The 11,934-nt window shown below is 56.8% G+C and carries 8 protein-coding genes and 1 tRNA gene; 4 read left to right on the forward strand and 5 right to left on the reverse strand.

All coding sequences use genetic code 11. From position 1 onward, the window contains the following. Positions 1 to 2 precede the first annotated feature (2 nt). Together DOU50_RS09540 and frdA are read right to left on the reverse strand one after the other, a co-directional pair. Positions 3 to 737: a succinate dehydrogenase/fumarate reductase iron-sulfur subunit gene (locus DOU50_RS09540; RefSeq protein WP_023310124.1), complete on the reverse strand. Its 735-nt coding sequence runs from the start codon at positions 735 to 737 to the stop codon at positions 3 to 5. Next, complete coding sequence (frdA, locus tag DOU50_RS09545) at positions 730 to 2,520, reverse strand: fumarate reductase (quinol) flavoprotein subunit (RefSeq protein ID WP_148769259.1); 1,791 nt, start codon at positions 2,518 to 2,520, stop codon at positions 730 to 732. Before frdA ends, DOU50_RS09540 begins: the two co-directional genes overlap by 8 nt. Positions 2,521 to 2,830: 310 nt before the next feature. Between frdA and epmA the strand changes: the two genes are divergently transcribed. Together epmA and yjeM are read left to right on the forward strand one after the other, a co-directional pair. Further along, positions 2,831 to 3,808, forward strand: coding sequence for an elongation factor P--(R)-beta-lysine ligase (gene epmA, locus DOU50_RS09550; RefSeq protein WP_024907345.1), 978 nt, complete (start codon positions 2,831 to 2,833; stop codon positions 3,806 to 3,808). A 195-nt stretch (positions 3,809 to 4,003) separates the two neighbouring features. Then, positions 4,004 to 5,503: a glutamate/gamma-aminobutyrate family transporter YjeM gene (yjeM, locus tag DOU50_RS09555; RefSeq protein WP_148769260.1), complete on the forward strand. Its 1,500-nt coding sequence runs from the start codon at positions 4,004 to 4,006 to the stop codon at positions 5,501 to 5,503. A 37-nt stretch (positions 5,504 to 5,540) separates the two neighbouring features. On the opposite strand, the gene mscM is transcribed toward yjeM, so the two are convergent. From mscM to rsgA, 3 genes are all read right to left on the reverse strand, one after another. Next, entirely contained in the window at positions 5,541 to 8,864 is a 3,324-nt protein-coding gene (gene mscM, locus DOU50_RS09560) for a miniconductance mechanosensitive channel MscM (RefSeq protein ID WP_061716099.1), read from the reverse strand. A 19-nt stretch (positions 8,865 to 8,883) separates the two neighbouring features. Then, positions 8,884 to 9,852: an archaetidylserine decarboxylase gene (gene asd / locus DOU50_RS09565; protein ID WP_024907342.1), complete on the reverse strand. Its 969-nt coding sequence runs from the start codon at positions 9,850 to 9,852 to the stop codon at positions 8,884 to 8,886. A gap of 97 nt (positions 9,853 to 9,949) precedes the next feature. Next, the gene (rsgA, locus tag DOU50_RS09570) at positions 9,950 to 11,002 is read right to left on the reverse strand and encodes a small ribosomal subunit biogenesis GTPase RsgA (RefSeq protein WP_008502927.1); all 1,053 of its coding nucleotides are present in this window, start codon (positions 11,000 to 11,002) and stop codon (positions 9,950 to 9,952) included. A gap of 107 nt (positions 11,003 to 11,109) precedes the next feature. Between rsgA and orn the strand changes: the two genes are divergently transcribed. After that, positions 11,110 to 11,655: an oligoribonuclease gene (orn, locus tag DOU50_RS09575; RefSeq protein WP_008502926.1), complete on the forward strand. Its 546-nt coding sequence runs from the start codon at positions 11,110 to 11,112 to the stop codon at positions 11,653 to 11,655. Between the two features lie 196 nt (positions 11,656 to 11,851). Next, a tRNA-Gly gene (locus DOU50_RS09580) sits at positions 11,852 to 11,927 on the forward strand. Positions 11,928 to 11,934 lie beyond the last annotated feature (7 nt).

Below are 11,934 nucleotides of genomic sequence, written 5' to 3' on the forward strand. Positions count from 1 at the left end.
CCTTAGCGTGGTTTCAGGGTAGCGATAAGAAAGTCTTTCGAGCTTTCCACTTTACCCTGCTGAATAGCGGCGGCCGGGTCGACGTGCTTCGGACAGACTTCGGAGCAGTAGCCCACAAAGGTACAGCTCCAGACGCCGTTCTGGCTGTTAAGCTGCGCCATACGTTCTTTTTTACCGTGGTCGCGGCTGTCCTCGTTATAGCGGTGCGCCAGGGTAATGGCGGCCGGGCCGATGAACTCCTTGTTCAGGCCAAACTGTGGACAGGCGGCGTAGCAAAGACCGCAGTTGATGCAGCCGGAGAACTGATGGTATTTCGCCATCTGCGCCGGGGTCTGGGTGTTTGGCCCCTGATCCGGCGTGCGTGGGTTACCAATGATGTACGGCTTAATGGCTTCCAGGCTTTCGATAAAGTGGGTCATATCGACCACCAGATCGCGTTCAATCGGGAAGTTGCCCAGCGCTTCGACCTTAATGCCTTTGGTGTACTCGCGCAGGAAGGTCTTACAGGCCAGCTTCGGCACCTTGTTGACCATCATGCCGCAGGAGCCGCAGATGGCCATGCGGCAGGACCAGCGGTAGCTCAGGTCTGGCGCCAGGTTGTCTTTGATATAGCCGAGCGCGTCCAGCAGGGAGGTTTGCTCGTCATAAGGCACTTCATAGAAAGCGCTGTGCGGTGCGGCATCCACTTCCGGATTGTAGCGCACCACTTCAACTTTCATTTTTTGCATCTCAGCCATTCGCCTTCTCCTTCTTCTCGGCGGCTTCTGCTTCTGCACCGTACACGCGTTTTGCCGGCGGCAGCGTGGTGATTTTCACGTCGCTATAGTCCAGACGTGTGGTGCCATCCGCATCGCGCCAGGCGAGAGTGTGTTTCAGGAAATTGACGTCGTCACGTTCGGTGCAGCCTTCGTCCAGACGCTGGTGGGCCCCACGCGACTCTTTGCGCGCCAGCGCAGAGTGCGCCATACATTCCGCGACGTTCAGACCGTGGCCCAGCTCGATGGTGTAGAGCAGGTCGGTGTTGAATACGCTAGAGGTGTCGGTGATGCGCACGCGCTTGAAGCGCTCCTGCAGTTCCGCCAGCTTGTCGACGGTTTTTTGCATCAGCTCAGGGGTACGGTAGATACCGCAGCCTTCTTCCATCGACAGGCCCATCTCGTCGCGGATCTTAGACCAGTTCTCGTTACCCTCCTGGTTCACCAGATCTTTCAGGCGTTTTTCAACGTCTGCGACCTGCGCGTCCAGCGCGGCACCATTGGCTTCACCTGCGGTTGCCGCGCGCTCCATTGCGCGCTCGCCCGCCATGCGGCCAAAGACAACCAGCTCTGCCAGCGAGTTAGACCCGAGACGGTTAGCGCCGTGCAGGCCAACGGAAGAACATTCGCCGACGGCGAACAGGCCTTTAATGCGGGTTTCGCACTGCTGATCGGTTTCGATACCGCCCATGGTGTAGTGCGCGGTTGGACGCACCGGGATCGGCTCTTTAACCGGATCCACGCCAACGTAGGCTTTCGCCAGCTCGCAGATGAACGGCAGACGTTCCAGCAGTTTCTTCTCGCCCAGATGACGCAGGTCGAGATAGACCACATCGCCGCGCGGCGTGGAGATGGTGTTGCCTTTGCGCCACTCGTGCCAGAAAGCCTGAGAGACTTTGTCACGCGGGCCGAGCTCCATGTATTTGTTCTTCGGCTCGCCGAGCGGGGTTTCCGGGCCCATGCCGTAATCCTGCAGATAGCGGTAGCCGTTTTTATTGACCAGAATACCGCCTTCACCGCGGCAGCCTTCCGTCATCAGAATGCCGGAGCCCGGCAGGCCGGTTGGGTGATACTGCACGAACTCCATATCGCGCAGCGGCACGCCGTGGCTGAGCGCCATGCCCATGCCGTCACCGGTGACGATGCCGCCGTTGGTGTTGTAGCGATAAACGCGGCCCGCACCGCCCGTCGCCATCACCACCGCATTGGCGCGGATCTGGACAAGCGTGCCTTCCATCATGTTCATCGCCACCAGGCCACGCGCCTCACCGTCATCGACCAGAATGTCGAGGACGAAATGTTCATCGAAGCGCTGAATTTGTGGGAACTGAAGGGAGGTCTGGAACAGGGTGTGCAGCATGTGGAAGCCGGTTTTATCGGCGGCGAACCACGTGCGTTCAATCTTCATTCCGCCAAAGCGGCGAACGTTGACGCTACCGTCCGGACGGCGGCTCCACGGGCATCCCCACTGTTCAAGCTGGGTCATTTCCGTTGGACAATGATGCACAAAGTAGTCAACGACATCCTGTTCGCAAAGCCAGTCGCCCCCTGCAACCGTGTCGTGGAAATGGTATTCAAAGCTGTCATGATCCTGCGCAACGGCGGCGGACCCTCCTTCTGCTGCCACTGTGTGACTACGCATTGGATAGACTTTTGAAATCAATGCGATTTTAGCGTTGGGATTAGCTTGTGCTGCAGCAATCGCAGCACGTAATCCAGCCCCGCCAGCGCCTATTACGGCAAGATCGGCTTGAAAAGTTTGCACGACATTCCTCCAGATTTTTGTTATTTCGCAACGCGACAAACTAAAGGTAGTTCACCCGTCCAAAAGGACGATTGCGAAAGCGTTTCCACTGCTCCTTTATGGGTAAAACAGTATAACCGTGTAGATGTCAGGGAAATTTGACGTGTTCGATTTTTTTGCTGTTCTGTCAGGCGATTTATCATGAAGATTGATGAATTACGTCACGTAATTACTCACCTAAATGAAATGCGCTTTTTTACTGCGCAAAATTTGTCTCTGCCCCAGCTAACGAGTAGACTTCGTGCCCTTGTCTGAAATCGGAGAACAACTCATGAGCGAAACGGCCACCTGGCAGCCGAGCGCATCCATCCCTAATCTGTTAAAACGCGCTGCAATTATGGCGGAGATCCGCCGTTTCTTTGCCGACCGCGGCGTCCTGGAGGTGGAAACCCCGTGCATGAGTCAGGCAACGGTAACGGATATTCATCTGGTCCCGTTTGAAACCCGTTTTGTTGGCCCCGGCCACTCTCAGGGCATGAATTTGTATCTGATGACCAGCCCGGAATACCACATGAAACGCCTGCTGGCAGCGGGATGTGGTCCGGTGTATCAGCTGTGCCGCAGCTTCCGTAATGAAGAGATGGGTCGTCATCACAACCCGGAATTCACCATGCTGGAGTGGTACCGCCCGCATTATGATATGTACCGCCTGATGAATGAGGTGGACGATCTGCTGCAGCAGGTCCTGGACTGCTCGGAAGCCGAAACCCTTTCCTATCAGCAGGCTTTCCAGCGCCATCTGGAAATCGATCCGCTGTCGGCGGACAAAACCCAGCTGCGCGAAGTGGCGGCAAAACTGGATCTGAGCAACGTGGCGGATACCGAAGAGGATCGCGACACACTGCTGCAGCTGCTGTTCACCTTCGGCGTGGAACCGCAGATTGGCAAAGATCGTCCGACGTTTGTTTATCACTTCCCGGCAAGCCAGGCCTCACTGGCGCAGATCAGTACCGAAGATCATCGTGTCGCAGAGCGTTTTGAGGTCTATTACAAAGGCATCGAGCTGGCGAACGGCTTCCACGAACTGACCGACGCTCGCGAGCAGCAGCAGCGCTTCGAGCAGGATAACCGCAAGCGCGCCGCGCGCGGTCTGCCGCAGCAGCCTATTGATGTTAATCTGCTTGAAGCATTGAAAGCAGGTCTGCCGGATTGCTCCGGCGTGGCGCTGGGTGTTGACCGTCTGGTCATGCTGGCCCTGGGCGCAGAGCAGCTTGGCGATGTGATTGCCTTTACGGTCGATCGCGCCTAATAAAATGCCGGGTGGCGCTGCGCTTACCCGGCCTACCATTCCTGTCAATTAACTTTTCCAGTTCAGCACGACAACATTAAAAACTGCCACATTCCCTATACACGGGTCTTTTTCTTAATTTGCCCCGTATAGCCACAATATTTGTCTGGTCTTCTGCTACCATCCGCGCAGTTTAATTCCTCTTTGGATGGTTCTATGTCCCAGTCACTCAAAAAGATGACCCTCACCGGGCTCATCCTGATGATATTTACCTCAGTCTTTGGCTTTGCCAACAGCCCGTCAGCGTTCTATCTGATGGGCTACAGCGCGACGCCGTTTTATATCGTTTCTGCTCTGTTCTTCTTTATCCCGTTTGCGCTGATGATGGCGGAGATGGGCTCGGCTTACCGGAAAGAAGAGGGCGGGATCTACTCATGGATGAACAACAGCGTCGGGCCTCGCTATGCGTTTATCGGCACGTTTATGTGGTTTTCATCCTACGTCGTCTGGATGGTGAGTACGGCGGCCAAAGTCTGGGTGCCGTTCTCGACGTTTCTTTTCGGTGCCGATAAAACGCAGGTCTGGTCTTTGGCCGGGCTGAGCTCCACGCAGGTCGTCGGGATTCTGGCGGTATGCTGGATGGTTGTCGTGACGCTGGTGGCGTCTAAAGGCATCAATAAAATTGCCCGGATTACCGCCGTGGGCGGGATTTCGGTGATGGGATTGAACCTGGTGCTGCTGCTGGTGAGCATCGCTATCCTGTGCCTGAACGGTGGTCACTTCGCGCAGGAGGTTAACTTTGCCTTCTCGCCGAATCCGGGCTACCAGTCCGGGCTCGCCATGCTCTCCTTCGTGGTGTTTGCCATCTTCGCTTACGGCGGTATTGAAGCCGTAGGCGGCCTGGTTGATAAGACGGAAAACCCGGAAAAGAACTTTGCGAAAGGCATTATTTTTGCCGCCATCGTGATTTCCATCGGCTATTCGCTGGCGATTTTTCTCTGGGGCGTCAGCACCAACTGGCAGCAGGTGCTGAGCAACAACACCACTAACCTTGGCAACATCACCTATGTGCTGATGAAAAGCCTGGGGATGACGCTGGGGCAGGCGATGAACCTGAGTCCCGAGGAGGCATCGGTAATGGGGGTCTGGTTCGCGCGTATTACCGGCCTGTCGATGTTCCTGGCCTATACCGGCGCATTCTTCACGCTGATCTATTCTCCGCTGAAAGCGATTATTCAGGGTACGCCAAAAGCGCTGTGGCCTACGCGTATGACCCAGCTGAACACCGCAGGCATGCCTGCCAACGCCATGTGGATGCAGTGTGTGCTGGTGTGCGTGTTCATTCTGCTGGTGTCATTTGGCGGCGATACGGCGTCTGCGTTTTACAACAAGCTGACCCTGATGGCGAACGTGTCGATGACGCTACCGTACCTGTTCCTGACCCTGGCGTTCCCGTTCTTTAAGGCGAAGCAGGATCTTGAACGTCCGTTTGTGATTTTTAAAACCCGCGCGGCTACGCTGCTGGCCACCACGGTGGTGGTGCTGGTGGTGGCGTTTGCGAACATCTTCACCATTATCCAGCCGGTAATTGAGGCGAACGACTGGAACAGCGCGCTGTGGATGGTGGGCGGCCCTATCTTCTTCTCGCTGCTGGCGATGGGGATTTATGAGAATTACCGTCGACGCGCGATGGCATACGTCGCAGAAGTGGCGTAGCGGGAATAGTCCCCTCCCGAAAGGGAGGGGAGACGCGTTACAGACTGCCCGCCGGGCGCGTACGCGCCGCTGACGTCAGCGTTCTTCCTGTTTTACGTCCGTCCAGGCTTTCCAGACGCATCTGGAAAGGTGGGAACGGCATATCAATACCGTGCTCGCGGAAGCCCGCCAGAATCAGCTGGTGGATCTCATGGCGCAGCGGCATACGGTGTCCCATTTCGGCGGCGTAGATACGCAGCTCGAAAATCTGGATCCCCTGCTGTAAATCCACAAGGAAGACTTCCGGCGCCGGGTTGTCGATCACCAGCGAGCAGCGCTCAGCGGCGGTGTAGAGGATCTGGGTGACCTCTTCGCTGTTAGCGTCCGACGGCGCCGGTACCGTCAGCACCACACGGGTAACGGAGTCTGACAGCGACCAGTTGATGAACTGCTCGGTGATAAACGCCTTGTTTGGCACGATGATCTCTTTCCGATCCCAGTCGCTGATCGTCGTTGCACGGGTATTGATCTTCGTGATGCTGCCGGTCAGATCGCGGATCGTGACGGTATCGCCAATACGGATCGGTTTTTCGAACAGAATGATCAGACCGGAGATGAAGTTGGCGAAGATCTCCTGTAAACCAAAACCTAACCCTACACCGAGCGCTGCCACCAGCCACTGGAGCTTCGACCACTCAATACCGATCATCGAGAAGCCAACCAGTCCACCAAACAGCATGATCAGATACTTGGTAATGGTCGTGATCGCATAGCCCGTACCCGGCGTTAAATCCAGATGCTGCAGCAGCGCCAGCTCCAGCAGCGCCGGGAAGTTGCGCACCAGCTGGGTGGTGATGATCAGCACCAGAATGGCAATCAGCACCGCCCCCAGGGTAATCGGCTCCAGGCTTTCAACACCCTGCACCGTGGAGGTCACGTCCCAGAGAGAGATGTTCTCCAGGAAGCCAAACGCGGAGTGGATCTCCGACCACAGGAAGATGACCGAGAGGAGGGCAATCAGCATCAGGATGGAACGAACCAGGCGCAGGGACTGGGTGCTAATGGCATCCAGATCCAGTTCGACCTCGTCCGCTTCCGTTGTGCCTTCCGTACTGTTGACGTGGTTTGGTTCTTCCTCACCTCGCGCGCGCTGGGCGAGGATCTCCGCCCGGCGGTGCTTGGCACGGTCAAACGCCAGACGGCGGCGCTGGATCAGCATCCAGCGGCGGATCACGTGGTACACCACCAGAAGCAGGAACCAGATGGCCACCGAGGTTTCCAGCCTCGCCAGAAGCGCCTGCGCGGTTGCCAGATAGCCCACCGCGGCTGCCAGCATTGCAAACAGCGGCGCGCTAAGCAGCAGGTTCCAGAGAAGCCGGTTGAACATGTTGTCGCCGCTGCCGGATTTATCCAGATAGAGCGGAATACCCGCGCGTTTCAGGCTGAGCGTGACGATGGCTAGCGCCCCGCATATCAGCATAAAGCAGAGGCGGCCCAGCGAGCCTGAGAATTCCCGGTCGTTGAGATTATCGAACATGATCAGCGCCATAATCAGCGGCACAATCAGCCCGATGCTCATCAGGTAGTAACGCATGGCGCGCGCAACGCGATTACGCGGCCAGCCAAAGTGGGTGATGAACAGGCCATTGGGGCGCGCGAAGGTGGCGCATATCATCACCACCCACAGCAGCGGCACCGTGGCGGTGACGCCATCACCAATCGCTACTGCGAGCGGATAGGGCCAGGCTTCCCGCAGGCCATAGCCCAGGGTCATCCACAACACCGGCAGCGGAGAGGCGACAAGAATCGACCAGAATACGGTGCGCAACGTCAGCCAGAAGTGATCCTGGGTAACTTTCCCGACCCTGGAGCTGGAACGCTCCAGGAAACGGGTGAAATGTCTGCGCGAGTAAATGCTGAAGCCCACCAGAATCAACGCCCCCAGCAGCGGGAAAATGGTCTCTTTGCTGGTGAACATCATCACGCTGGCCTGTCCCAACTGGCTGAAGGTATCCAGCGAAATCAGGCGGCGCAGGTCCTGGACAATCTCAATCGGCCACGAGAAGGTCATCGGACGCACGTCGGACGTCCAGAAGAGATAACGGTGCGTCGCCTCGTTCACCTCTTTCAGCGCATCTTCCAGCTGGCTGTTAGAAACCTTCAGCTTGGTCAGCTCCAGAATCAGCGTATCCCCGCCCTGCAGCAGAGAGTTCAGCAGTTCACGCTGGGTACGCAGCTGGGCTTCCAAAATACGGTTTTGCTCGCTGGTCAGCGGCTGTCCATCAGCCTGACGGATCTGGCGGATTTGCGGCTGCTTATTGAGGAGATCTTCAAAGTGCAGGCGCTGAACGCGTAGCTGGGCCATCTCGGTATCCAGCTGCTGCGGCTTAGGCATTTCCGGCAGGCGCGCGACCTGGGCGCGCAGCGCTTCGCCCAGCAGGTTTGATGACCCGAGCCACTGGGACTGCTCGCGCAGGGTGTTTAACGCCTGACGAACCTGCAAGGTTTGATTGGTCGCCTGACGCTGCTGCGAGGCAACCAGATCCATACGCTGCGCCTGCTGATTCAGCGCGGCAGAAAGCTCACGGTTGACCTTAAACTGCTGGACGATGCCGGAAGGCAGGTTATCGCTGTTTTCCGCCAGCAGCTCGGTACTTTCCAGCGCACGCTCCGCTTCACGCTGGCGCTGACTGTTGAGCTGATTGCGCAGAGCCTGAAGGTAAGCGTCCAGCTGCTCGCTCTGCTTCTGAGCGAGTTCAGAGCGCATTCGCGACAGCTCCTGGCGGTTATTGGCGGAAAGCTGCGCCAGCTCCAGCTCATCGACAAGGGCCTTCAGGCGAGCCGATTCTGCCTGCAGGCCCAGATTTTGGGCCTGCGCCTGTGGCGTGTTGCCGTTTTGCGTACCCACGCGGCGCTCAACTTCATTAAGCTGGCGACGGGCGTCGGTTTGCTGCTGCGGAAGCTGGCTGAGGGAGTCGGCAATTTCACGCGCTCGCTCCTGCTCCTGCTGAGCAAGGCGGCTCTTTTCCAGAAGCTGGCTGCTGACCTGCAGGATCTCCTGGTTCAGCGCGTCGGAGGTCATGCCTGCCGGCACATCGCGCGGTTCGTCACGCAGATTATTGAGCTGCGCGCGCAGCGTCTGGGAGAGTTTGGGGAAGTTGTCGATAACCTGCTGATACTGCTGAGCGCGCTCAAGCGAGCCTTTCCGCTCCTCAAGCGCGTTCAGGGCAGCCTGGAGCGACTCGACGGTCTCTGGCTGAGCGGGTTTGGCCGCTTTTGCCTGCTCCAGTTCCTGGGTTATCTGTTTGGCGTCGGGGGCTGTCGCTGCGTACGCCCCCATGCTGAGGCACCAGGCCATCAGTAGAACGATAATCGGGCGCACGTCAGCGATCCTTCTGTTGTTAGCCTTCGTCTTTTTTGTCGTCAACCAGCGGGCTGGCGTCGTGCTCGGCCTGGATCTCTTCCTGTGACAGCGGAGCAGGTTCTGCCTCTGGCGTCACGAAGGTTTCTGTCGAGACCGCCAGCGGCTGGCCCAGTTTGGTGACCGACAGGCTTTCGAGTTGTTCAGCCAGCTTCACTTTGCCTGGCGCAAACAGGTTGATCACGGTGGAGCCCAGCTTGAAGCGACCCATTTCCTGACCTTTCAGCAGGGCCACAGAGCCTTCCGCTTCACCGGCAGGCCAGGTCCAGCGTTTGATCACGCCTTCGCGCGGTGGGGTGATGGTGCCTGCCCAGACGGTTTCAATGCTACCTACGATGGTTGCACCCACCAGAATCTGTGCCATAGGGCCAAATTCAGTATCAAACAGGCAGATGACGCGCTCGTTACGGGCAAACAGGTTCGGCACGTTCTGCGCGGTCAGGTGGTTCACGGAGAACAGATCGCCCGGGACGTAAATCATCTCGCGCAGGATGCCGTTACACGGCATGTGCACGCGGTGGTAGTCGCGCGGTGACAGATAGGTGGTGGCAAAGGTACCGTTGCGGAACAGATCCGCCATCAGGTAGTTACCCGCCAGCAGCGCTTCCAGGCTGTAGTTATGGCCCTTCGCCTGCAGAATTTTGTCGTCTTCGATGTTACCCAACTGGCTAATGACGCCGTCTGCCGGCATCACCAGGACGTTAGGGTCGGTGTTCAGCGGGCGCACGTCGTCACGCAGCGGGCGCACGAAGAATTCGTTGAAGGTGCGGTAGCTGGCGGTGTCCGGCTTCTGCGCCTCTTTCATATCGACCTTGTAATATTTTACGAAAAGGTCGATGACCAGTTTGGTCAGCCAGCCCGCGCGTTTGCTTGCGCCCCAGCCCGCCAGGCGAGTGAGCCACAGTTTTGGCAGAATGTATTGAAGCGAAAGTTTAAATGCGTTTAACAAGGTAGCCTCCAGGCCATTGTTTTGTCGTTCCTGATCCGGCGTTAAGCCGCCGGAACCTGAAAAAAGGGGACGATTTTAGCGATGCTTAGCTTAGTTGTCAGTTATCAGAATCAGAAAAGTTTTTACGCGTTTTTACCTGATCCATGCTCTCAAGAATACGGTGGTAATTCTCGAAGCGGGTCTCCGCAATTTCGCCTTTCTCAACCGCTTCACGGATAGCGCAGCCTGGGTCGTTATCGTGTTTACAGTCGCGGTACTTGCAAGCGCCTAAATAATCATGGAATTCGACAAATCCGTTAAAGATTTGTTCCGGCTCCAGGTGCCATAAACCGAACTCTCGCACGCCCGGGGAGTCGATGACATCGCCCCCGTGCGGGAAGTGATACAGGCGTGACGCGGTGGTGGTGTGCTGGCCCAGGCCCGAGACATCAGAGACATCGTTGGTGAGGATTTCCTGCTGGAGGCCAAGCAGGTTGTTCAGCAGGCTCGATTTGCCCACGCCGGACTGGCCCGCAAAGATGCTGATGCGATCGGTAAGCGCCTCTTCCAGCGGTTTCAGGCCATCTTTGGTGTAGCTGGAGACCATCAGGACGCGGTAGCCAATTTTGCGATAGATATCCATCTGCTCATTGACGAAGGCCATGCCGTCGTCGTCCAGCAGATCGATTTTGTTCAGCACGATAATCGGTTCAACCTGCAGCGTTTCGCAGGCGACGAGATATCGGTCGATAATATTGAGCGACAGTTCGGGCAAAATCGCCGATACGATAACAATCTGGTTAATGTTGGCGGCAATCGGTTTGACCCCGTCGTAGAAATCGGGACGGGTTAATACGGATGTGCGCTCATGGACCGCTTCAACGATGCCTTTTACCGTCACGCCTTCCGCCGCCTCTTTACCCGGCCGCCAGACGACGCGGTCGCCGGTCACCAGAGAACGAATGGTCCGGCGGATGTTGCAGCGGTGAATCGCACCATCGGCGGATTCCACGTCAGCGTGCATACCGAAACGGCTGATGACTACGCCTTCCGTTGGGTCGCCAAACAGGTTGTCGTCGTAATCGACCTTCTCCGCAGTGGTTTTAAGACGGCGCTGGTGATTGGCATTCACGCGGCGCTGCTGCCCTTTGGAGAGTTTATTTTTACTCAATCGCACTGGCTCCTGGTCGCCCGTAGGGGGCAAAACCTCTATGATACACTCTAATTAATACTAGTTAACCTGCTACTGCCGGTTATGCGAGAAGGGTGGAAAATAACATGAGCGCGGATGAAAACAACCTGATTTGGATCGATCTCGAAATGACCGGGCTGGATCCCGAGCGCGATCGCATTATTGAAATTGCAACCCTGGTGACGGACGCCAACCTGAATATCCTGGCGGAAGGGCCAACGATAGCGGTGCATCAGTCCGATGACCAGCTGGCGTTGATGGATGAGTGGAACGTGCGTACCCACACTGGTAGCGGTCTGGTGGAGCGGGTGAAGGCGAGCACCATGGGTGACCGAGAGGCGGAGCTGGCTACGCTTGAGTTCCTGAAACAGTGGGTTCCGGCAGGCAAATCGCCAATCTGTGGGAATAGCATCGGCCAGGATCGTCGTTTCCTGTTTAAGTACATGCCGGAGCTGGAGTCTTACTTCCACTACCGCTATCTGGACGTCAGCACGTTGAAAGAGCTGGCGCGTCGCTGGAAGCCTGAAATCCTCGACGGCTTTAAAAAGCAGGGGACGCACCAGGCGATGGACGATATCCGAGAGTCCGTGGCGGAGCTTTCCTACTACCGCGAAAACTTTATTAAGCTGTGATTTTGCGATCCGGCGCCTTGCGTGGCCGGGTTTTTGTCGTTAAATTGTTCAGCTTGCCGATTAAATAAGCATTTGAACTTAATTTCGAAAAAATCGCTTTAAGGGGGGTTGCAGCTAAAAGGATTTCTCGTATAATGCGCCTCCCGTAACGACAGAGAATTACACGTTACGACAGCAACAAAAGCAGTGCAGATTTGCGGGAATAGCTCAGTTGGTAGAGCACGACCTTGCCAAGGTCGGGGTCGCGAGTTCGAGTCTCGTTTCCCGCTCCAAAATTTG

Origin of the sequence: Enterobacter sp. C6 (assembly GCF_008122455.1) — a bacterium.
Taxonomy (GTDB): Bacteria; Pseudomonadota; Gammaproteobacteria; order Enterobacterales; family Enterobacteriaceae; genus Enterobacter; species Enterobacter pseudoroggenkampii.

What these genes read in the sequence shown, in the direction of transcription:
- DOU50_RS09540 (WP_023310124.1), bottom strand. Translation starts at nt 737, where the DNA reads ATGGCTGAGATGCAAAAAATGAAAGTTGAAGTGGTGCGCTACAATCCG.
- epmA (WP_024907345.1), top strand. Translation starts at nt 2,831, where the DNA reads ATGAGCGAAACGGCCACCTGGCAGCCGAGCGCATCCATCCCTAATCTG.
- yjeM (WP_148769260.1), top strand. Translation starts at nt 4,004, where the DNA reads ATGTCCCAGTCACTCAAAAAGATGACCCTCACCGGGCTCATCCTGATG.
- orn (WP_008502926.1), top strand. Translation starts at nt 11,110, where the DNA reads ATGAGCGCGGATGAAAACAACCTGATTTGGATCGATCTCGAAATGACC.